Origin of the sequence: Corynebacterium tardum, from assembly GCF_046717785.1 — a bacterium.
Classification (GTDB): domain Bacteria; phylum Actinomycetota; class Actinomycetes; order Mycobacteriales; family Mycobacteriaceae; genus Corynebacterium.
In genome coordinates this window covers 995,844-1,015,749 of sequence record NZ_CP177104.1, presented here as the reverse complement: position 1 = coordinate 1,015,749, position 19,906 = coordinate 995,844, and the positions used below count along the sequence as shown (strand labels likewise).

Sequence of the window (19,906 nt, the reverse complement as noted above, 5' to 3'; positions counted from 1 at the left end):
ATTAACGCAGCGAGGATTTTCTAGTTTCTAGGTTTAACGCAAAAGCCCGAACTGGCGAGACACCTGAGAAGCCACGCCGAGGAGCGCGAGCACTGCGGTGATGATGCCCATGATCGCTCCGACATCTGTTCCTCCGGAGCTCAGGTCCCCGATCACGGACTTCTTCTTCACGGTTACTTGCTTGGTCACCGTATTACCCGACAACGTGGGCTGTCCGTTGCGCAGTTCATACGTGTCGAGCGTGATGGTTGCGGTTCCTTCAGACTTGGCCTCGTAGGTGCCGTCATCGTTGACCTGGAGAATGTCCGGGTCGCTCGAGCTTGGCGACGCCGCCGGAATCCCCAAACGAGCCCCGTTGAAGCCCTCAATCCTAAGGCCAATGCTTCCCTTCGCACCCGGTGTGCTTCCTCCGGAAAAGAACAACTCGGCATCATCAATACTGCTCGTCGGGACGGCAATGGGGAAGGCATGCCGGCCTTGATCAAGGCGAGTAGAGGTGCGGTTCTCCGCCGAATTTTCAAAACGCCCGTCTGAGAACAGACCGGCCGTGGCTGTGCCTACTTCTGCAACCGCGAAATACCTGTGGGTCGGGGCAATCATATTGTCGAGGTGGCCCGTGATGCCATGCCCACTAACCTTGTTAGACCATTCGTCGGCCCACCCATCAATCGCCTCATCCGCCCCGAGGTAGTTGATATTCTCCGCGCTCTTAAAAGCATCGGTGACGGTCCAGCACTCAACGCCGGGAACACGCTCGTGATCCAACTGCGGCCCAGCGTTTTCTTCCGCTGCCCGCTGCAGCGCAGCGTGCTCGAGACCGCGGCTCCAAGAAATGGAATTGACGTAGGCTTCACGGGATCCTAATCCCTGGCGGCGTGCTAGTTCACGCAGTGGAACATTTTCGATTGAAAGGTTTGTGTCCCATGCGCGGGCCCGAATAGCGCGGATCTGGCGCACCATGAGATCGATATCTGACTCCATGACGGGCTCGGCATACACATAAGCCAAGCCACCATCGGGCTGGTTGACGTCGAGCTGGGCCACCGGGACAGAGCCGGCCGACGGATACGATGCAGCCGTGGCGACTGGTGCGGTGAAGGCACCGGCCGTCACGGCTGCGGCGGTAGTAAGGGAAAGGATAGATGTACGAAGAGACATGTGACACCTTGCGAGAGAGTACGAACGGGAACAGTCCTTACTCTAGCGCCACACGCTCTCCTATCCCGAAAATGTGAGGACTATTTCACGCTCTCGGCGGCGCGCGCCCGCTTCTCCTCCGGCTTGGGAAGAAGCAGCTCGTACACATCCGTGTCGCGCCACTGGCCGGCCAGCTCGCCGTAGGTCATCTTCGCCATGTGGGAGTAGGTGCCCACCTTGACGAAGCCGCGGGACTTGTGCAGCCCGGCAGAACCGGCGTTCTCCGGGAAGATCCACGAGTGGATGGCCCACTTGTGCAGGTCCTGACACACCTCAATAAGTCGGTCCAGCAGGGCGCCGCCGATGCCGCGGCCCTGGGCCTCCGTGCCCAGATAGATAGAGTCCTCCACCACTCCGTGGAACACGGTGCGCGAAGAAATCGGCGCGGCCGACACCCAGCCCAGCACCTTGGAGTCGTCGTCTTCCTCGACGGCGACATGGACTGAGGCCATGATTTTCGCGGACTTAAACTCGTCGAAGGTCAACGAGCGGGTCTCATACGTGGCGTGGCCGGTGTTGAGGCCCTGCTCGTAAATTTCGCGCATCTGCGGGTAATCCGCTGCGGTGAACGGGCGGATGCGGAAATCCTTCTTCTTGTCTTTAGCGGTTTCGCTCATGCTCACCATTATTACTGGGCTAGTGGCATTTCTGCCAAGCTACACGGGGCGATGATCGCCACGTGCGAACGCGCTAGTTCTCGCCTTCCAGAAGGTCGGTGACCAGTTCCGCGATGGCAGAGCGCTCAGAGCGTTGCAGCGTCACGTGGGCGAACAATTCATGGCCCTTGAGCTTCTCAATGACCGCCTGCACGCCGTCATGACGGCCCACGCGCAGGTTGTCGCGCTGTGCAACGTCGTGCGTGAGCACCACGCGCGAGCCGCGGCCCAGGCGGGACAGGACGGTGAGCAGCACGTTGCGCTCCAAGGACTGGGCTTCATCCACGATGACGAAGGAGTCATGCAGGCTGCGGCCTCGGATGTGCGTCAGCGGGAGCACCTCGAGCAGTCCCCGGTCCTGGACCTCCTCCATGACGTTGTCGGACACGAGGCCCTCCAGGGTGTCGTACACCGCCTGCGTCCACGGATTCATCTTCTCGCTCTCAGAGCCCGGCAGGTAGCCCAGGGACTGCCCGCCCACCGCATACATCGGGCGGAAGACCACGATGCGGCGGTGTTCACCGCGCTCCAGCACCGCTTCCAGTCCGGCGCACAGTGCCAGCGCCGACTTGCCGGTTCCTGCGCGCCCGCCGATGGACATGATGCCCACCGAGGGGTCCAGCAGCAGGTCCAGGGCAACGCGCTGCTCCGCGGAGCGGCCTTGCAGGCCGAAGACGTTAGCGTCCCCGCGGACGAGGCGCACGGCGCCGTCGGCAGTAACGCGTCCCAACGCCGACTGCCCGCCCGCCTGCAGCGTCACGCCACAGTGCACCGGCAGCTCCTCGGCGGCGGTCCCGGCATCGGTCACAGCACCATCAATGAGGACTTCCCCATCGCGGTACAGCGCATCAATAACATCAGCCGAGGTCTGGACCGTGGCCATACCGGTGTAACCGGTGAGTACGACGTCCTGCGCGTGGTACTCATCGGCCTGCAGGCCCACGGCTCCGGCCTTGACGCGCAGCGGCACGTCCTTGGTCACCAGAACGGTGTTTTTGCCCTCGTGCTGCAGGTTCAGTGCGCAGGCCAAGATGCGGTGATCACCCTCCGGGCCGCGGAAGGCCGCCGGCAACAAGGACTGGTCCTGGTGGTTGAGCTCCACGCGCAGCGTGCCGCCCTCCGCCGTCACCGGTACGGGCTGATCCAGAGCCTCGTAGGTAGAGCGCAGGTCCTCCAAATAGCGAAGAGCTTGACGGGCGAACCAGCCAAGCTCCGGGTGATGACGTTTTCCTTCCAACTCGGAAATAACAACGATGGGCAGCACCACATCGTGTTCTGCAAACTTGCGCAGTGCCCAGGGATCGGAAAGGAGGACGGAAGTATCGATGACGTAGGTCTTGGTGGCCACGGTGGCCTCGTACGGCTGCTCGGTCAGGACGGAAGGAGTGGTCATAGCGGCAGGGTTCTCCCTTGTGGTGCCGCCCCAACTCATCGAACCGGGGCGGCGTGGTGAAGCTGGTGGTTTTCAAACTATCCAGAGAGGCTGTGGAAACCTCCGGACACGACCCAAACTAGAGACCAAAGGTTGAAATTACATGGGTGGAAGATGAACAGTACTAAAACGACAATCCCCGGCGTCACACCTCTCCCACGCGTTAAACGCGGGGGACGGTGGAGCGCCGGGGACAATCAGTGGGCAGATGAAGCCTTACTTGACGGTAGCCTCGTACTTGCCGGACTCACCCTTCATCCAGGAAATGGTGCCGTTGGTGAATTCCTGCACCCAGCCGTCGCCAGATTCCTGCTCCGGACCAGTCGGCAGACCAACCTTGTTCTGCAGGCCGCCGTCCTCAGTCCAGGTCTCAGCAATCTTGCCGATGATCGGCTGGGCTCCAGCGTCCTTGCTGTAGGTCATCAGCTTGTCCTTGGCGAAGGTAGCAACGTCGCCGTCAGCGGAGGTCTCGATGGACTGCGGGTCGCCCCACTCGCCAGCCTTCTCCTTGATGGCGTCTGCGAAGTCAGAAGAGACCTCTACCTCACCGTCGGCGGTGGACACGCCAACCATGTCGCCCTCAGCGTCGGCGGACTCGGAGGAGTCTGCACCCTCAGAGTTCTCAGCGCCCTCAGCCTCAGAGGAGTCAACACCCTCAGAAGCATCTGCGTCCTCGGAGTTAGAAGCCTCAGCGGAATCGGAGGACTTCATGGAGTCCTTGGCATCGTTGGCAGCGGAACCAGCGGCGTCGGTGGCCTCGGTGGCAGCGGACTTGGCGGCGTCGCCGGCATCCTTAGCAGCGTCCTCAGCATCGGAGCAGGCTACAACGCCCAGGGACAGGGTTGCAGCGGCGATACCGGCAGCGAAACGACGAGTCATCTTCTTCATTACTTAAATCCTTTCTCAGTAACTTACGAGAACGGAACCCACCGTAAACACCCCACCAAGCTATTCGCCACCAGCAACCCTATGATTCGACAACAAAATGTGGCCACTAGCGACGTTTACGCTGCTTAGAGGGCTTGTATCTTTTTGATAACGGTTTGGGAATCGCGCCTTTGTTCCCCTTTTTGTAGCTAGCAGCGCGTCGTGCTTGCTTGTCCTTCGCCTTCTGGCTGGCACTGCGTTTCGGCGCCGAATTGCGGGAGGAATTCTTAGTGCGACCCTTCGCTACCCCAACGAAATCCTGAATCTCATCGTTGTCATCGTCCTTGCGCCAGACCAAGGCGATCTCCGTGCGCGTCACCGTAGGATCAGCAAACCCCAGCGGCACCACCTGCTTCTTGCTCAGCACCTTGAGCAGTGGACGTGGAGCGATGGCCACGCCCACGTTGGCGGCCACGACTTGGAGGGCGGTGCGGACCGCGGCGACGTCGACAAGCGCGTCCGGCCCTATCCGATAGTTCACAATCTCATCCGCCACGTCTGCCGGAGCTACCTCCTGCCCGACCTCCGCGTAGACGGAGTCCTTGGGCACGGCGATGCCAGGGGCTTCCTCGTACAGGCGCACGGTGTGAAAGGACTCGTCGATGCGCGCATCCGGTAAGCGCATCAGCGCTAGATCTGCGTCGCCGGAGAGGAGCACTGTGGCGGCATCGTCGGCGTCGACAGTCTGCAAAGCATCAGGTGCGTGCGAATCGCGGTAGCGGCGGAACCACTTTCCCGGTTCAGTTCCAGTGCAAAAGACGAGGCGAAGCATGCATCTCATAATACGGGGCTGCTACCGTGGTGGGCGTGACTGATACCACGAATAATGACACGCCGCAGCCCTCCGGCACCGCCATGCGCGCGCAAACCGCCGCCAAGAAGCTGGGCATCTACCTGCCCGCGACGCCGGAAGAGTTTCAGGCCAACGCCGTAACCCACGCCGAGCTGCGCGACCTGCAAGAAAACCCGCCCGAGTGGCTCGCAACCCTCCGCCGCGAAGGACCCCACCCCCGTCCCGTGGTGGCCCAAAAACTGGGCATTTCCGTAACCGCTCTGAAGAAGAACGACATGGACCGCCCGCTGACCACCGCTGAGATCAAAGAACTCCTCGACGCGATGCCCGAGTGGCTCGAGGCCGCCCGTAAGGCTCACGCCGAGGAGCGCGCGGAAAACACTCCGGACCAGGCTTAGACCAGCTTCCAATCTTCGAGGCCGTCATAGAGCGGGAAGTCCGCGGCAACCTTGTCCACGCGGGCGCGCAGGGCGGCCACATCGGCATTCTTGCCATTCGCCAGCGCAGTACCGATGATGTCCGCGACCTCGGTAAAGGCGGCGGAATCAAGACCGCGGGTAGCCAGCGCCGGGGTGCCAATGCGCAGGCCGGAGGTCACCATCGGCGGACGCGGGTCATTCGGCACGGCGTTGCGGTTGACGGTGATGCCGACCTCGTGGAGGAGATCCTCTGCCTGCTGCCCATCGAGCTCGGAATTACGCAGGTCCGCCAACACCAGGTGTACGTCGGTGCCGCCGGTGAGTACGTCGACACCGGCCTTGGTGCAATCCTCCGCAGTAAGGCGCTCAGCCAGGATGCGAGCACCCTCCAGCGTGCGCTCCTGACGCTCCTTGAACTCCTCGGTCGCCGCGATCTTCAGCGCAATGGCCTTGGCAGCTACGACGTGCATGAGCGGGCCGCCCTGCTGTCCCGGGAAGACGTTGGAGTTGATCTTCTTGGCAAAGTCCTGCTTAGCCAGGATCATGCCGGAGCGCGGGCCACCCAGGGTCTTGTGCACCGTGGTGGAGACAACGTCGGAGTACGGGACCGGGGAGGGGTGCAGACCGGCGGCGACGAGTCCTGCGAAGTGAGCCATGTCCGTCCACAGGTACGCGCCGACCTCATCAGCAATGGAACGGAATGCCTCAAAGTCAATGGTGCGCGGGTAGGCGGACCAACCTGCGATGATGACCTGCGGCTTCTCCGCCAGGGCCTGCTCGCGAACCTTATCCATGTCAATGCGCATGGTCTCCGGGTCAACCTCGTACGCGGCGACGTCGTACAGCTTGCCGGAGAAGTTCAGCTTCATGCCGTGGGTGAGGTGACCACCGTGGGCCAGGGACAGGCCCATGATCTTGTCACCCGGGTTGATCAGGGAAGCAAGCACCGCAGCATTGGCCTGCGCGCCGGAGTGCGGCTGCACGTTAGCGAACTCGGCACCAAACAGGGACTTGGCGCGGTCACGGGCCAGGTCCTCCACCACGTCGACGTGCTCGCAGCCGCCGTAGTAGCGGCGTCCCGGGTAGCCCTCGGCGTACTTGTTGGTCAACACGGAGCCCTGCGCCTGCAGCACGGCGCGCGGAACGAAGTTCTCCGAGGCGATCATCTCGAGGGTGCCGCGCTGGCGGGCGATCTCGCCAGAGATGGCGTCGAAGACCTCGGGGTCAAGCTCGCGCATCTCTTGGTAGCGCACGTCAGCAGAGTTCGAAGTGGTCATGAAAGCGTGGTATCCCTTCTGGAGAATTGTCGCCTACAAAAGCTTGCCCTTCATCCTAACGCCCTCCTCCCCCGGCCGGGGGATTTTGGATTCCCTTTAATTGCATGAGCGCGGCGTCACAATGGGACAATGACGGCATGGCGCGAATGACCGATGCTAGCCCGTACCTCGACTTTGACCGCGATACGTGGCGCAACCTGCGTAAATCCATGCCCCAGGTGCTCACGGAAACGGAAGTAGAAAAGCTCCGGGGCATCGGTGACCGCATCGATCTTACGGAGGTGGCGGAGGTCTACCTGCCGCTGTCCCGTCTCATCCATATGCAGGTCAAGGCGCGGCAGAATCTCACCGCTGCCACCGAGTCATTCCTGGGCAATCCGCCCAGTCACGTACCCTTCGTCATCGGCGTGGCCGGCTCCGTAGCAGTGGGCAAGTCCACCACCGCGCGACTTCTCCAAGTGCTGCTCCAGCGCTGGGAATCGCACCCCAAGGTGGACCTAGTGACTACCGACGGATTCCTCTACCCCACCGCGCACCTCAAAGAGCACGGGCTGATGAATCGCAAGGGTTTCCCGGAGTCCTACGACCGCCGCGCCCTCATGCGTTTTGTCACCGACGTCAAGTCAGGCAAGCCTGTGGTCAAAGCTCCCCTGTATTCGCACGTGACCTACGACATCGTGCCGGACGAGTTCCAAGAAGTGCACCAGCCCGACATTCTCATCTTGGAGGGCCTTAACGTGTTGCAGACTGGGCCCACCCTTATGGTCTCCGATCTTTTCGATTTCTCGGTCTACGTCGATGCGCGCGTGGACGACATTGAGCACTGGTACATCGACCGCTTCCTCCAGCTCCGTCACACCGCCTTCCGCGAGCCCGGAGCCCACTTCGCCGCCTACGCCGACATGACGGATGAAGAAGCCTTCAATCAGGCACGCGAAATCTGGCAGTCCATTAACCTGCCCAACCTCATCGAAAACATCCTGCCCACCCGCGTCCGCGCCTCCTTGGTGCTGTGCAAGGGTTCCCACCACCTGGTGGACCGGGTGCGGATGCGCAAGATTTAGCGGCCGAAGCGACGGGAGCGCTGCGTATAGTCGCGCAGCGCGCGAAGGAAGTCCACGCGCCGAAACGCCGGCCAATAAGTGTCCGTAAACCAGATTTCGGAATAGGCCGCCTGCCACAGCAGGAAACCAGACAGGCGCTGTTCGCCAGAGGTACGAATAACCAGGTCCGGGTCCGGCAAGCCCTTGGTGTACAGGTTGCTGGTGATCGCTTCTGCCGTCACACCTTGGGCGATCTCCTCGGCGCTGAGTCCCTTGCTGGCCTCGCTGCGGATGAGGTTTTGAACCGCGTCAACAATCTCTTGGCGTCCGCCGTAGCCCACGGCGATGTTGACGATGACACCCTTGTGGTCCTCCGTGGCCTCGGCGGCGCAACGCATCTTGGCTGTCACTTCCTCCGGCAGCAGGTCCAGGTGGCCCACCAAGCGGATCTGGCAATCGAGATCGCCCTCAGACAGGTGCGTCACCACGTCCGAGATGATATCGAAAAGCAGCTGCACCTCCTGCTCGCTGCGCTTGAGGTTCTCCGTCGACAGCAGGTAGATGGTGACAACCTCAATGTCGGTGCCCTGGCACCACGAGATCATCTCACTAATCTTCCGCGCGCCCTGGCGGTGGCCGTGGCTGATATCCGTAAACCCGGCCTCCCGCGCCCACCGGCGGTTACCGTCCGCCATGATGGCCACGTGCCGCGGCTGCGGCTTGCCCTTAATTTCGCGCGCCAGGCGGGCCTCATAGAGGGGGTAGAGCGCTTGGCTCAAGAACTTCACGGTGCGTCAGCCTCCCCTCGTGCCTAGAAGATGGACTTCTTGCTGGTGTCAAGGATACCGGCTTCCTTCATCGCCGCGTCCACTGCGGCGTCGTCGAAAGGATCGATGCCGTGGTCCTGCGCAAACATGGTGCGACGGCGGAAGCGCGAATAGCGGCGGTGAAAGTTCCACCCCGCAAAAATGACGGCCACGCCCATCAGAGCGAGGATGAGCAGGCCGATGGGTGAGGCCTTACCAAATTCCGGCCCCACCGGACCGCCTTGAGCTCCCTGTGCCAGCAGGGCGACGTCGTGCGCCGCAAGGTAATAAGCAGTCATGCTTTAAGACTCCCCTACTTCCGGGATTCCCGCAAATAAATCGTTCTCCGGGAGCTCCGTCGCCACGCGAGTCTTCGCCAGCTCGAATTCCTCGGTAGGCCACCGCTCCTGCTGAACACTCACCGCCGTAGCAAGGAAGGCACCCGCCGAATCGATCTGCGTGGCGTGTGCGCGCAGAGCATCCTCGCGGTTCTGGAAGTACTCCGCGCACTCCACCTGGGTGGTCACGCGCGCCATGATGTCTCCGAACGTGGTGTCCCACCGCGCCAACATAGGCTCATACGGGCTGGTCTTGCCCTCTTCCAGAAGGAGATCGTGGAAGATCTTCATCCGCTGGTACACGAAGCCGTGCGAGTAGTAGAGCTTCTTCGGCTCCCACGGCTGACCAAGCTCCGGATGATAGTCAGCGTCCCCGGCCTTCTCCCACGCGATCATCGACGCCCTGTGCACCATCAAGTGGTCTGGGTGCGGGTAGCCGCCGTTCTCGTCATAGGTGACGATGACCTGCGGGCGGAACTCACGGATGACCTTCACCAGCTCCTGGGCCACCTCGTCATCCTCCATGAGGGCGAAACATCCCTCCGGCAGCAAGTCCTTGATATTGGGGGCCAGCGGATCGCCCGGCAGGCCGGAGTCGACGTGGCCCAACCACTGGTGGTCCACCCCCAGCGCCTGCGCAGCCTTCGCCATCTCTTCGCGGCGGACGCTGCCGATGTTCTCCAATACGCCGGGACGATCCATCGCCGGGTTGATGATGTCGCCACGCTCGCCGCCGGTGCAGGTCACGATGAGGACCTCGCCGCCCTCAGCGGCGTACTTGGCGGTCGTGGCCGCACCCTTCGAGGACTCGTCGTCGGGGTGCGCGTGAATAGCTAGAAGCCGCTTGCTGCTCACTCGGTGAAACATCTCCCTCAGTCTGATCTAGAAACAGTGGCCCAGTGTAGTAGATGGCGTGGGTTTCCCTGCTGTCGGACGGACTGGATAGACTAAAGCTCATGACTTCTGCAGGTTCTGCTCGCCCCTCCTCGCGCTACGGCTCCGCCCCTACTTCCAAGGGATCGTGGACCAACCGCGCCCTCGTCCTCGTCTTTGCCGCCATGCTCATCGCACTTGTCGTTTTCGGTGTGCAATACTTCCGCTCCCAGCAGAAGGTCAACGCCAACATCTCCTACGTCACCCACGAGATCCTCTCCGATGACACCACGCGGGTGTGGGCAGATATCACTCGCAACCGCGTGGAGGAGCCCGCCTACTGCATCGTGCAGGCCTTCGACTATTCCAAGGCGGAAGTAGGCCGCCGCGAAATCGCCGTCCCTGCCGGTGGCGAGGAGGCCCAGCGCATTGCGGTAGACATCCCCACCAACCACCGCGCCGTCGCCGGCGGCGTCTATGGCTGCTCCGGCAACATCCCCGCTTATCTGGACATGAACACAATGGATACGGCGGACGTATCCGAGGACGCTACGGCCGAGTAAACGCCCAGCTATGCTAGTATGTTGAGCGTTCAGAATAGGCCGCGCCACCTGCGTTTATGAGGCCCATTCTTTGAAAGTTAGACCGTTACACGGAAGGTTGCACCATGGCTGAGCAGCAGAAGCAGTACATCACCCCGGAGACCAAGGCCAAGCTCGAGGCCGAGCTGCAGTCCCTCATCGACCACCGCCCGGTCGTCGCCGCGGAGATCAATGAGCGCCGCGAGGAAGGCGATCTGAAGGAGAACGCCGGCTATGATGCCGCTCGTGAGATGCAGGACCAGGAGGAGGCCCGCATCAAGCAGATTTCCGAGGTTCTGGCGAACTCCACCACCGAGCGCACCGCCGTCCAGGAGGGCGTTGCTCACATCGGTTCCGTGGTTCACGTGTACTACAACGGCGACGAGGAGGATCGTGAGACCTTCCTTATTGGTACCCGCGCCGCTGCCTCCGACAACAAGGATCTGGAGACCTACTCCGAGCAGTCCCCGCTGGGCGCCGCGCTGCTGGGCGCCGCTGAGGGCGAGACCCGCGAGTACACCGCACCGAATGGCAAGACCATCTCCGTGACCGTGGTCTCCGCCGCACCGTACGATTCCGCAAAGGCCGCGACGCCGCGCGAGTCCTAATTTATACTGCTCTATATCACCGTATTTCTGAGAAAGAGTTTCATCCATGAAGAAGTTCACTCGTTTCGCTGCTGCCGGCCTGGTTTTCTCCGCCGGTCTCTCGCTCGCTGCCTGCCACCCTCCGAACCAGAAGGATTCTGAGGAAAAGATCGACACCGGTGCTACCTACACCGGTGAGGCCCCTGGCGCCGGCGCCGAGTCCAGCGTCGCCCCGGTCACCGAGACCGAAACTGAGGTAGCAACCAACACTGAGGTAGTGACCGACTCTGAGGTGGCCCCCTACACCACCCCGGTTCAGCAGTAACTCTCAAGAGCAGAGTCGAAACGGCGCCACGGTTATTTTCCGTGGCGCCGTTTCTTACTGTTCCCGTGCCCAGTCACCAATGACACCGGGCACCACCGCGGGCGACTCCCCCAGCAGGTCACGTCGATTCGGATCGCGCTCTACCTGCGTCGTTACCGATTTGATCCGCTTCTCGCCGTCACCGCCTCGTCCGGCGCCGCCCATCATGGGCATCATCCCGCGCATGCCAACTCCCCGCGCACCAGCCGCGGCGCTACCTCCGACAACGCTCTGCCTGCCACCGGTTACGGGAAGTGCAGCGCCACCACCAGAGCCCGTGCTTGACGACGCCTTTCCTTCTTTCTGCCCCGTACCACCAGCCGCAGCACCGGGCAAGCCGCCGACGATGGGGTGAGTACCAGTACCGGCGGAAGCACCCGCAGCCGCTGCACCACCGCCCACTCCGGCCGCAGCCGTCGTCGGATTGGCTGCCGGGTGTGCAGGTGCATTCACTGTGCCGCCAGGCAAGCGCCCTGCACCCCTCCCGATTACCCCGGCCCCGTCTGAAAGTCCGGCCGCACTCGGCGTTCCCACCGCACCCATAGACGTTGCACCTCCCGCCACCGACCCCGCGACCCCGTTCATCGGCCCGGGCGACAATGTTCCCGCAGTGGCGCTGGTTGTGCTGAGCGACGAGGCGTCGATTGGCGCCAGCTCATCCCCAAACCCCAGTTCACTCAGCAGCGCACGCCCTTGGTTGCGCAGATCCGCGTGGAATTGGGCAATGTCTTCTGCACTCATCCCCAGCTTGTGCAGCCCCTGAATTTGGCCATTCGCCACATCAAAGGAACCGGGCCCCATCTGGCCACTCTTCATTGCTTCTTGGATTTCCCGCGGCCACATCACGCCGTCAGTTGTGAAACGGGTGCCGTCGCCAGCCACCGCGCCAAACTCCGCGCTGGCGTCACCGCCGCCGCTCGGTGGTGCCGACTCCATAAGCGCATGCTGATAGGGCATCGCAGCAATCGCACCCCTTTGCAACATAGCCTGCATATGGGCCAGCGCCGCCTGCTCGGCTGCAGTTCGCACCGCGGGCTCTGGAATTGCCGTGATCTCCAGCGCCATCGCCCACGCCTTCGCCTGCGCGCCGATAAGGTGCGAATGGAAGCCAAACAGCTTTCCCTGCATCACCTGCGAATTCGCAATGAAGTGCGTGCCCGCCTGTGCGACTTCCCTAATCTTCTGCGCCGCCCGAGTCGTCGTCTCACTGTCATTGTCAGATTCGAGCGCCGTTGCAGACTCCTGGAGCCCCGCAACAATATCCATCACCTCGGCGCTCAGCTCATTCCACCGTGCCTTCGCCGAAGACACATGCCAGTAATTGGTGTTCGTTAAGTCAACCGCCAGTTTCACCATGTTGGTCCCCGGCTGCACCACCGGCACCACAAACCCAAAGGGGCTGTATCCAGGGTCCGGCTGGTTCATGATTGGCATTGATTCTTGTCCCCCGCCTCCCCCGGCGTCTGCTACGTCCAACCCCCGACTATTGAGCTCATCCTGCGCTTCTAACCCCGCAAGCTCCCTTTGCAGCGTATCCCCCAGCCACGCCACCTGTTCCCGAAAGCGCTCTAGCGAATTCCGCGCTGAGCCAGGGTCAGTGGCGAGCACCCTTTGGTGAATCGTACCCACCTCGCTGAGCCCCGCGACTGGTGAGTATCCGCCGTCTAGCGGGGAAAAAGCCTTTGCTGAGGAACTACCCACCCGACGTCCCAAATTAACAATGTTAGATACTTCTTGCGCAATAGATTTTCCGTTTATGATCATCTTAAATTCCTCACTAAATGAGTGCCTTTAATAAGTCGAGAGAAGCTTGGCAACGTTCATTCATTGACACATCGCGGCTCAACTCAGTCCACGACAACGAAACCATCCCCCTTTTTGTTTCAACATATGAAGTACAGCTGACATCTCTGATGAAAGTATCCTCGATAACGAGAATTTCTTCCTGTTCCCCTTTCAGCCCTCTAAAAATAATAGGGTCCCCATTCTTTACGGTCTCAATACTCTCGTGGTCCGATGCAATCAGTACATCAGCCTGACCCGTCTGTGAGTACTTCGTCGAAAAATGACACGAGCGATAGCCACTCTCCCTCTCGGGCTCAGAGTTTGGCTCCAACCCCAATTCGGCAAGCACCTCGCTCGGTATCTCACTACACGGGTCAAAGACCCGAAACCCCGGTACAGTGCGGTCAAATGTGCCCAAAGGCGGCAGCACCCCTCTGCCTGTGTCGGCGTCGTCAGCCGCAGCGTCCGACTCCTCCACGGTCGTGGCGGTGACATCAGCGACCCCCGAGTCCGCTGAGCCACCGCCGCTTTGCCCGTCGGCGAAATCATGAAGTCCCCCGGATTCACCACCATGAACGCGAGCACCCAGGCCACCTGGCAGCGCGCAGCTCGCTAGCACCCCTGTGCAAGCCACGGCTCCCAGCACCAGGCCCCCGATTCGCTTCATGGTTTCCCTTCAATACATTTCACCAACTTCTCGAAACCAGCTCTTGGAGTGTGACTCCGCCAGTGGCTTCTGCAACAAGAATGCACGAAACTTCACGGCTTGTCGCGCCAATTTTTGACACCTCGATGCAATCGAAATTTCACGCATCCTCACATATAAGAACTCTCTGTTAGAAATATTTTAAATACTCGCTGGTTAGACCCTGTGCACCGACTGGATGCAGATTGGGAAAATTTTTCCAAATTTCGGTGAAAAAAACTTCATGGGTACACCCGAAATTACAAGCTTGTAAAGCTGTATCCTGGGGTTTTGCAAATTTACCACCGTCAACTTTGAAGCCAATTCGCCCACAAACTTCCCCGGTAAATTACAGATCGGCCCTGCAAGTTCGTCAGCACCTAGTGGGTCAGAACGGAATGTCTTCGTCGCACCCCTTTCCGCCGTAGCCGCCGTCGACGCCACCCTTCGCACTTGGCTTCGCCGCCTCCTGCTCAAACTCCTCCTTGAGAGCCTGAGCCCGTTCGTGAGCCTTCGTACGGTTCGCAGTAATGAGCTGACCCACGGTCTGTGCCCAGCGCTTTGCCTTCGGTGCCAAGGGCCCTTCAGCCTCGGTAATAAGCCACGTTCCGTCCTCGAACAGCCACACCACATCACCGGTGTCCGGGTCCAAGATATAGAACGCGCGGCCGTCAGTTTTCATATTGTGGTGGTGCTGGCATAGGGCCACCATGTTCGATGGATGCGTCTTTCCACCATCCCGGTAGTTGATCCGATGATCCAATTGCGACAGGTAGGCCGGCTGGTCACAGGTAGGAGCACGACAGGTTAAATCCCGTCCTTCAACGTATTTTCGCACGTCCTCGGACGGACCGTACCCTGCTGTTTCCTTCGGTGCTTCGCTAAAGTCTCGGTGCCGCTCTCGCTTGGCGGGGATATCTCCAATCATCCACCCATGGCCCTGCACGTACGTAGGGCCATTCTCAACGTCAGACGCACGATAGGAATAGATGACCACCTTCCCGGCCTCCGGTGTGACCGAGCCCGAAATCAGAAGCACGAGCGCTTCGGCGAGTGTTACCTGATGCTCCTTAGCCACCTGCGCCACAATCTCGTGCAACACCACCCCGTGAGCGGCTTCCACGTCAAGTTCAATGTAGGCTCTGCTGCCACTTACCGTGCACCGGTACGCATCTTTTTTCTGGGGATTATAGAAGGCAATGGTCGGGTCAAGCGCCTGGCAAATATCCCGCAGACGACGGCGAATCTTTCCCACAGTCGGGAACACCTGGTTCGGCTTGGTAGGCGTCAGATAAGCCGCTAGCAGGTTATCGATCTGCTCCAGAATATCCCCCTCAACCTTCCCCAACTTCGCCAGCACTTGGTCGATAGCCACCAAGGCTTGCATGTCTAGGATGAACCCCGCGTCCTGCAGCGCTTTGACTTTCGGCAGCTCCCCGAGCCGAAATATCGCCAAGACATTACGCGCTACCTGACTTTGTGTCTTCCCCGTCTTGCCGGCGATGCGACTAAAGGCAACGTCGGCGTCGTCGTCAAGCACTGGCACAACCGAACTCCAGAATTCGTACTCCACCCGACGCATGGCTATCCCTGCCGTGCAGACAGGATCCCGCGGATTCGAATGTGAGAAGTAAGGCGGTGGGTCTACCGCTGTCGTTGACGTTGCCACAATCGTGACACCCCCTTGAAGTCGGAGTCTCCCAAATGGAGAGTAGAACAGATTTTCTACCCTCGAGTTTAAACATCAACCCGGACATGCACCAGAGGTATATTTTTCACGCCCTCGACAGGCCCCCTAGACCAAATACACATTCGAACTTGAAACACACTTTTCCCAACTGGATTTATAAACGGCGGATTATATCCCGCGATGCCGTCAAAACGTGTCCAGTATCACAGTCGAGCCTCCGAGAGGACACTCGCGCCAGCCCCCTTCAGCACGCCCCACACAGCGAAAGCCCGCTCCCCTCCCACAAAGTAGGAGAAAGAGCGGGCTCTACTTAAGTGTCGCTACAAGAGCGAATCCTAGTCCCTGAAGTAGCTCAGGAACCGCAGAATTTCGGTGTACAGCCACACCAGGGTCACGGCCAGGCCAAGGGCCACGCCCCAAGCGTACTTAGCCGGAGCACCCTGACGGATCAGGCGGTCAGCCTGGTCAAAGTCAGTCATGAAGGACAGGGCCGCGAGCACGATGCAGACCAGGGAGAAGATGATGGACAGGATGCCACCATCGCGCAGCGGGCTCATGCCAAAGAAGATGGCCAGCAGGAAGTTACCCAGCGCCATAATGGCGACACCGGCGATGAGGCCGAACATAATCTTGTTGAACTTCGGGGTAACCTTCACCGCACCGGTCTTGTAGACCATGAGCATGCCGATAAATACGCCGACCGTACCCATGATGGCCTGGCCAATAATCGCCATGCCATCGGAGTTACCGAAGGCCACGCCGGCAAACATCAAGGAGAAGCCGCCCACGAAGAGGCCCTCGAACACCGCGTAAATCAGAGTGACAGCGGCGGAGCCGTACTTCTTGCCAAAGGTCGATACCAGAACCGTGACAAAGCCACCGATTGCACCCACCAGAGTGAGAAGCATGGCGACTCCGGGGTTAATCAAGGTACCGATAGCGAAGTTCAGCACGGCCATCACAATGATGACGCCGAGGGTGATGCCGGTCTTAGTCACCACATCATCAACAGTCAGCGGACGCTCCGAGGAACGGCCCTGCTCAGCGAATGGGTTATCGGCCTGTCCAAAAGGGCTGCCAGCCTGGCCGAAGGGGTTGTTGCCCTGAACCTGGCCGTTGTTCTGATTGGAGGTGAGGGAACTCATGACGGGGTTGCTTGAACGCACGTGAATCCCGATTCCTTTCACAGTCTTTGTACATTTTCGGCCCGCGCGCGGGCCGTCGTAATCATGGTCTCACAAGTGTTAACGCCTTGTGCTCCAAGGAAGTTCCCACAAATTCCAAAGAAAGCAGTTTTTTCTTAGCGCTCCGTCGGCGGCGGCCCTGCAGGCGGCTCCCCCCCTGACGTCGATGCTAAAGGTGTAGCCGCGGGAGGCGTCTCCAGTCATGGGCGGCAACTGCATATCCCAGCCGTAGGAGAACACCATGTCGCTGCTCAAAGAGACGCCAGCCAGATTGTCCGCGGAGTCCACGTAGTGCGAATCCTTGTACACTTCCTGCGCCACCTATTCTGGCAGGGCGATCTGTGAGGTCAGCACATTGGTGGTGGCATCGGAGATGACTTTATTGAAGCTAAACACCTCGAAGTGGATGTGCGGCCATCGGCCTTCGTAGCAGCCAGGTTTGGTCGGTAACACCGTAGGAATACGTGGAGTACTGACCTTCGGAATTGCAGTGCCATTTCCGGCTATGGAGCGGGTGAGGTCACGACGTTCGATGCCACTTTTCTCGAGGACGTCGGGGCCGTTGCTTCCACTCCTGGTTAGGGACCGGAGGTCTCCGTAGAGAGTTCTGCGGCATCAGAGGAGGCAGTGCTTGACGACGCCTCCTCGGCCGACGTTGAACAGGCCTCCATCGCTAGCCCAGCATGCGGCGGCGCAACAGGACCGTCTGAAGGTCGAATGTGAGACCTTGGTCTTCGATATCTTCCCGCGGGCGGGCTAGTCGCCGACCTTCGAATAGATGCTTGTGTGTGCGCTCATGTCACTCGAGGTAAGCGCCGATCGTGTGCGTCCGTCGACGGGTGCCGAAACATCTCCGGAACGGTACCGACACGTTTCCAGGGCGTTTACTGAACACTTCCAGTACGCCCTGAGCTGGAGCGATGGTGCCCCCAGTGGGACTCGAACCCACACTGAATCGATTTTAAGTCGACTGCCTCTGCCGATTGGGCTATAGGGGCCAAGCGGCGCCCTACTATCTTAGGGCACCGTGGCCAGGAACCTGACAATAGGGTCAGCCAGCCGCAAGGCCGGCGATAATGCCATCCAGAATATCCTTCTCACTGATGAAGAAGGAACGGGCATCACTGTTGCGCTCAATCATGCTCATGATGCCCTCGACGGCTACGCTCCCACCACCGATGACGTCGGCGCGGCCGGGGTGAATCACCGGATTGAGGGCCCGCTCATCCGACGACATACCGATGAGCTGCCGGGTGAGCACGCGCAAAGCGTCAAAACGCAGCTCGGAGCCGTGGATGGAGTCGGCGTCGTAGCGCTCCATCCCCTGGGCCAGCGCGGAAAGTGTGGTAAACGTGCCGGCGCAGCCAACGAACGTGACCGCCTTATCAATGGGGACGATCTTTTCCACATCCGCCATGCGCTCCGCCACGTAGTCTGTGGCGATCTCAATCTCCGCCTCGGTGGGCGGGTCGCTGCGCATGATGCGTTCGGTCAGCCGCACGCAGCCCATCTGGGCGGAGTGAGAGCCCAAGATGTCGCCGTCGATGGTACCGACGACGAACTCGGTGGACCCGCCACCCAAGTCAATGACGCAATAAGGGCCTTTCTCGGAGCTCAGGTCCGCCACTGCGCCGGTAAAGGACAGTAACGCCTCCTCCTCACCGGAAATGACCTCCGCGCGGGCGCCCTGCTGGACCTGACCCAGCAGCTCCGAGGTCATGTCGAAGAACTCGCGGTGGTTCTTCGCATCGCGCGTAGCGGAGGTGGCCACCATGCGCACGCGCTGAACCTTCTCGAACTTCATCTGCTTGACATAACCCTCCAAGGCCACACGGGTGCGCTCCAGCGCATCGGGGGCTAATTCACCAGTGGCGTCGACGCCTTGGCCCAGACGGACGATTTCCATGGTGCGAGAAATATCGCGGATCTTGCCGTCCTCCTGGATTTCACTAATCAGGAGGCGGATGGAGTTGGTTCCACAGTCGACAGCTGCAACACGAGTCATCTATGAGCCTTTCTGTAGTGCCGCTTCTTAGCCGGCGTTGGAAAAGTCGAACTGAGACATGTCGATGCCCAGGTCCTCCACGGTGGGCCAGTCTTCCGGAATGGCGCTGCCCCGCAGGTTACCGTGCTCCGCTGCCATGGCGACGGCCTCGGCGCCGAAGCGAACCCGGCCCGGGCCTTCAGCCAGCGCGTACGCAATGAGCACGTGCAAGCACTTCACGCGCTCCGGCATCCCTCCCCCGGAGAACTCGGTGCCCAAGTCTTCCATGTCGTTGCGTACGGCCAGGTAGTGCTCGTGTGCGGCACGATAGTCTGCGGCCAAAGATTCATCCTCCCCTAACCGCTTTTCCATCCACTTCATCACGTGCGCGACCTCGAGGCGGGAAGCCTCCGCCGTCAGACGCGGGTCGGTGAGGTAGTACAACGTGGGGAACGGGGTGCCGTCGGGAAGCTTGGGCGCGGTCTTAATCACCGCGGGGGCACCGTCCGGGGTGCGGTAGGCAATGTCCACGACGCCGCGTGGGGTGCGGCCCAATTGCTCGCGGACGACGTCAAGGTCTGCATCAGTCACGGTCATGGAACCATTGTGACACGACGGGAAGGGCTTGACCTATTCAGCTGGTTGTTCCGCCGTCGGCTCCGTGGGCAGCTTCATCGACGTCTCCGGCGGCTCGACCTGCTCGTCTGGGTCGGCAACAGAATCCCACAGGACCGCATACCAGTCTCGGTCGTCCGTCTCTTCGCGGTGGTCCGACGTCACGGTGTCGCCGGAGTCCATGCGCGGGTCCATGATGCGGTAGGCGATCTCGCCCTCATCCATCACGCCGAAACGGCGGCGCGCCTCCTGCTTGATGTACTCCTCGGATTTGTACTTATCAATCTCCGTGAGTAGTTCATTCTTCTTTGCCTGCTTTGCGACGATGGAAGATTCCAAGCGCGCAATCTCCGATTGCCCGTGGTAGTAGTTGCGCAGCGGCACCGCGATGGCCAACAGCACCAAGAGGAGCACGCCGATGATGACGCCTACGCCAAGGATGTCCAGACCCTTTGGCTGGTTCGGGCCTCCCTTAGCCTTCAGAGACTTGTGGAATTTCGCACGTTGAGCATCTCGCGCACGCGTGTGAACCGGAACGGTTGTCCGGCGTGTGCTGCGGGTGGAGGTAGTGCGTGCCATTGTTGTGCCATTCTATCGCCCGTGCGCTCGCTGACTAGACGGCGCGCTCACAAGTCACAAAAATAACAGGTGCCACAGTTTCCTGTGGCAC

General features: G+C 60.5%; 21 protein-coding genes and 1 tRNA gene. 5 read left to right on the top strand and 17 right to left on the bottom strand.

Annotated elements, in window-relative coordinates; translation table 11 throughout:
- Positions 1–33: 33 nt before the first annotated feature.
- The 5 genes from ACLI1P_RS04945 to ACLI1P_RS04925 all read right to left on the bottom strand — a co-directional run bounded on the left by ACLI1P_RS04945 (position 34) and on the right by ACLI1P_RS04925 (position 4,984).
- Positions 34–1,158, bottom strand: a complete 1,125-nt coding sequence (locus tag ACLI1P_RS04945) for a CAP domain-containing protein (RefSeq protein WP_411709554.1) — start codon at positions 1,156–1,158, stop codon at positions 34–36.
- Between the two features lie 80 nt (positions 1,159–1,238).
- The gene (locus ACLI1P_RS04940; RefSeq protein ID WP_373692301.1) at positions 1,239–1,823 is read right to left on the bottom strand and encodes a GNAT family N-acetyltransferase; all 585 of its coding nucleotides are present in this window, start codon (positions 1,821–1,823) and stop codon (positions 1,239–1,241) included.
- Positions 1,824–1,887: 64 nt separating this feature from the next.
- Positions 1,888–3,246 (bottom strand): PhoH family protein, encoded by a 1,359-nt coding sequence (locus ACLI1P_RS04935; protein WP_411709553.1) that lies wholly within the window; start codon positions 3,244–3,246, stop codon positions 1,888–1,890.
- A 255-nt stretch (positions 3,247–3,501) separates the two neighbouring features.
- Positions 3,502–4,173, bottom strand: a complete 672-nt coding sequence (locus ACLI1P_RS04930; protein WP_411709552.1) for an LGFP repeat-containing protein — start codon at positions 4,171–4,173, stop codon at positions 3,502–3,504.
- Positions 4,174–4,279: 106 nt separating this feature from the next.
- On the bottom strand, positions 4,280–4,984 hold the full coding sequence (locus ACLI1P_RS04925) for a LysR family transcriptional regulator substrate-binding protein (protein WP_411709551.1): 705 nt from the start codon (positions 4,982–4,984) through the stop codon (positions 4,280–4,282).
- 83 nt (positions 4,985–5,067) lie between these two features.
- Between ACLI1P_RS04925 and ACLI1P_RS04920 the strand changes: the two genes are divergently transcribed.
- Complete coding sequence (locus tag ACLI1P_RS04920; protein ID WP_296132561.1) at positions 5,068–5,403, top strand: DUF5997 family protein; 336 nt, start codon at positions 5,068–5,070, stop codon at positions 5,401–5,403.
- Here the strand turns inward: ACLI1P_RS04920 and glyA are convergent.
- Positions 5,400–6,701 carry a serine hydroxymethyltransferase gene (glyA, locus tag ACLI1P_RS04915; RefSeq protein WP_408931702.1) on the bottom strand — a complete coding sequence of 434 codons (1,302 nt, stop codon included), beginning with the start codon at positions 6,699–6,701 and terminating at the stop codon, positions 5,400–5,402. The two genes, ACLI1P_RS04920 and glyA, sit on opposite strands and share 4 nt — an antisense overlap.
- A gap of 137 nt (positions 6,702–6,838) precedes the next feature.
- Between glyA and coaA the strand changes: the two genes are divergently transcribed.
- Positions 6,839–7,765, top strand: coding sequence for a type I pantothenate kinase (coaA, locus tag ACLI1P_RS04910; RefSeq protein ID WP_411709697.1), 927 nt, complete (start codon positions 6,839–6,841; stop codon positions 7,763–7,765).
- Here the strand turns inward: coaA and ACLI1P_RS04905 are convergent.
- The 3 genes from ACLI1P_RS04905 to mca are packed head-to-tail and all read right to left on the bottom strand — an operon-like array spanning position 7,762 to position 9,743.
- Complete coding sequence (locus ACLI1P_RS04905) at positions 7,762–8,532, bottom strand: isoprenyl transferase (RefSeq protein ID WP_408930337.1); 771 nt, start codon at positions 8,530–8,532, stop codon at positions 7,762–7,764. The two genes, coaA and ACLI1P_RS04905, sit on opposite strands and share 4 nt — an antisense overlap.
- Before the next feature lie 23 nt (positions 8,533–8,555).
- The gene (locus tag ACLI1P_RS04900) at positions 8,556–8,849 is read right to left on the bottom strand and encodes a hypothetical protein (protein WP_306508121.1); all 294 of its coding nucleotides are present in this window, start codon (positions 8,847–8,849) and stop codon (positions 8,556–8,558) included.
- A gap of 3 nt (positions 8,850–8,852) precedes the next feature.
- Positions 8,853–9,743 (bottom strand): mycothiol conjugate amidase Mca, encoded by an 891-nt coding sequence (gene mca, locus ACLI1P_RS04895; protein WP_411709696.1) that lies wholly within the window; start codon positions 9,741–9,743, stop codon positions 8,853–8,855.
- A gap of 101 nt (positions 9,744–9,844) precedes the next feature.
- Here mca and ACLI1P_RS04890 point away from each other — a divergent pair, with 101 nt between their 5' ends.
- The 3 genes from ACLI1P_RS04890 to ACLI1P_RS04880 all read left to right on the top strand — a co-directional run bounded on the left by ACLI1P_RS04890 (position 9,845) and on the right by ACLI1P_RS04880 (position 11,254).
- Positions 9,845–10,324 carry a DUF4307 domain-containing protein gene (locus tag ACLI1P_RS04890; protein ID WP_411709550.1) on the top strand — a complete coding sequence of 160 codons (480 nt, stop codon included), beginning with the start codon at positions 9,845–9,847 and terminating at the stop codon, positions 10,322–10,324.
- A 104-nt stretch (positions 10,325–10,428) separates the two neighbouring features.
- The gene (gene greA / locus ACLI1P_RS04885) at positions 10,429–10,950 is read left to right on the top strand and encodes a transcription elongation factor GreA (RefSeq protein WP_296132478.1); all 522 of its coding nucleotides are present in this window, start codon (positions 10,429–10,431) and stop codon (positions 10,948–10,950) included.
- Between the two features lie 46 nt (positions 10,951–10,996).
- The gene (locus ACLI1P_RS04880) at positions 10,997–11,254 is read left to right on the top strand and encodes a hypothetical protein (RefSeq protein WP_411709549.1); all 258 of its coding nucleotides are present in this window, start codon (positions 10,997–10,999) and stop codon (positions 11,252–11,254) included.
- A 54-nt stretch (positions 11,255–11,308) separates the two neighbouring features.
- Here ACLI1P_RS04880 and ACLI1P_RS04875 read toward each other — a convergent pair whose 3' ends face one another.
- The 8 genes from ACLI1P_RS04875 to ACLI1P_RS04840 all read right to left on the bottom strand — a co-directional run bounded on the left by ACLI1P_RS04875 (position 11,309) and on the right by ACLI1P_RS04840 (position 19,815).
- Positions 11,309–12,559, bottom strand: coding sequence for a hypothetical protein (locus ACLI1P_RS04875; RefSeq protein WP_411709548.1), 1,251 nt, complete (start codon positions 12,557–12,559; stop codon positions 11,309–11,311).
- 511 nt (positions 12,560–13,070) lie between these two features.
- Complete coding sequence (locus ACLI1P_RS04870; RefSeq protein WP_411709547.1) at positions 13,071–13,745, bottom strand: DUF3558 family protein; 675 nt, start codon at positions 13,743–13,745, stop codon at positions 13,071–13,073.
- A gap of 406 nt (positions 13,746–14,151) precedes the next feature.
- Positions 14,152–15,345 (bottom strand): HNH endonuclease signature motif containing protein, encoded by a 1,194-nt coding sequence (locus tag ACLI1P_RS04865; RefSeq protein ID WP_411709546.1) that lies wholly within the window; start codon positions 15,343–15,345, stop codon positions 14,152–14,154.
- 443 nt (positions 15,346–15,788) lie between these two features.
- Positions 15,789–16,619, bottom strand: coding sequence for a Bax inhibitor-1/YccA family membrane protein (locus ACLI1P_RS04860; RefSeq protein WP_411709545.1), 831 nt, complete (start codon positions 16,617–16,619; stop codon positions 15,789–15,791).
- Between the two features lie 939 nt (positions 16,620–17,558).
- Positions 17,559–17,635: transfer RNA gene (locus ACLI1P_RS04855), tRNA-Leu, on the bottom strand.
- A 53-nt stretch (positions 17,636–17,688) separates the two neighbouring features.
- A complete protein-coding gene (locus tag ACLI1P_RS04850) occupies positions 17,689–18,642 on the bottom strand; it encodes an exopolyphosphatase (protein WP_411709544.1) in 954 nt (317 codons plus the stop codon).
- A 27-nt stretch (positions 18,643–18,669) separates the two neighbouring features.
- Positions 18,670–19,218, bottom strand: coding sequence for a DUF501 domain-containing protein (locus ACLI1P_RS04845; RefSeq protein WP_411709543.1), 549 nt, complete (start codon positions 19,216–19,218; stop codon positions 18,670–18,672).
- A 33-nt stretch (positions 19,219–19,251) separates the two neighbouring features.
- On the bottom strand, positions 19,252–19,815 hold the full coding sequence (locus ACLI1P_RS04840; RefSeq protein WP_411709542.1) for a septum formation initiator family protein: 564 nt from the start codon (positions 19,813–19,815) through the stop codon (positions 19,252–19,254).
- Positions 19,816–19,906: the final 91 nt, after the last annotated feature.

Excerpts from the sequence above, each read along its gene's own strand:
- ACLI1P_RS04930 (WP_411709552.1), bottom strand. The coding sequence starts at position 4,173 with ATGAAGAAGATGACTCGTCGTTTCGCTGCCGGTATCGCCGCTGCAACC.
- coaA (WP_411709697.1), top strand. The coding sequence starts at position 6,839 with ATGGCGCGAATGACCGATGCTAGCCCGTACCTCGACTTTGACCGCGAT.
- greA (WP_296132478.1), top strand. The coding sequence starts at position 10,429 with ATGGCTGAGCAGCAGAAGCAGTACATCACCCCGGAGACCAAGGCCAAG.
- ACLI1P_RS04945 (WP_411709554.1), bottom strand. The coding sequence starts at position 1,158 with ATGTCTCTTCGTACATCTATCCTTTCCCTTACTACCGCCGCAGCCGTG.
- ACLI1P_RS04900 (WP_306508121.1), bottom strand. The coding sequence starts at position 8,849 with ATGACTGCTTATTACCTTGCGGCGCACGACGTCGCCCTGCTGGCACAG.
- ACLI1P_RS04850 (WP_411709544.1), bottom strand. The coding sequence starts at position 18,642 with ATGACTCGTGTTGCAGCTGTCGACTGTGGAACCAACTCCATCCGCCTC.
- ACLI1P_RS04880 (WP_411709549.1), top strand. The coding sequence starts at position 10,997 with ATGAAGAAGTTCACTCGTTTCGCTGCTGCCGGCCTGGTTTTCTCCGCC.
- ACLI1P_RS04840 (WP_411709542.1), bottom strand. The coding sequence starts at position 19,815 with ATGGCACGCACTACCTCCACCCGCAGCACACGCCGGACAACCGTTCCG.
- ACLI1P_RS04875 (WP_411709548.1), bottom strand. The coding sequence starts at position 12,559 with ATGGATATTGTTGCGGGGCTCCAGGAGTCTGCAACGGCGCTCGAATCT.
- ACLI1P_RS04870 (WP_411709547.1), bottom strand. The coding sequence starts at position 13,745 with ATGAAGCGAATCGGGGGCCTGGTGCTGGGAGCCGTGGCTTGCACAGGG.
- ACLI1P_RS04925 (WP_411709551.1), bottom strand. The coding sequence starts at position 4,984 with ATGCTTCGCCTCGTCTTTTGCACTGGAACTGAACCGGGAAAGTGGTTC.
- ACLI1P_RS04940 (WP_373692301.1), bottom strand. The coding sequence starts at position 1,823 with ATGGTGAGCATGAGCGAAACCGCTAAAGACAAGAAGAAGGATTTCCGC.
- ACLI1P_RS04845 (WP_411709543.1), bottom strand. The coding sequence starts at position 19,218 with ATGACCGTGACTGATGCAGACCTTGACGTCGTCCGCGAGCAATTGGGC.
- ACLI1P_RS04890 (WP_411709550.1), top strand. The coding sequence starts at position 9,845 with ATGACTTCTGCAGGTTCTGCTCGCCCCTCCTCGCGCTACGGCTCCGCC.
- ACLI1P_RS04865 (WP_411709546.1), bottom strand. The coding sequence starts at position 15,345 with ATGCGTCGGGTGGAGTACGAATTCTGGAGTTCGGTTGTGCCAGTGCTT.
- ACLI1P_RS04935 (WP_411709553.1), bottom strand. The coding sequence starts at position 3,246 with ATGACCACTCCTTCCGTCCTGACCGAGCAGCCGTACGAGGCCACCGTG.
- glyA (WP_408931702.1), bottom strand. The coding sequence starts at position 6,701 with ATGACCACTTCGAACTCTGCTGACGTGCGCTACCAAGAGATGCGCGAG.
- ACLI1P_RS04920 (WP_296132561.1), top strand. The coding sequence starts at position 5,068 with ATGCGCGCGCAAACCGCCGCCAAGAAGCTGGGCATCTACCTGCCCGCG.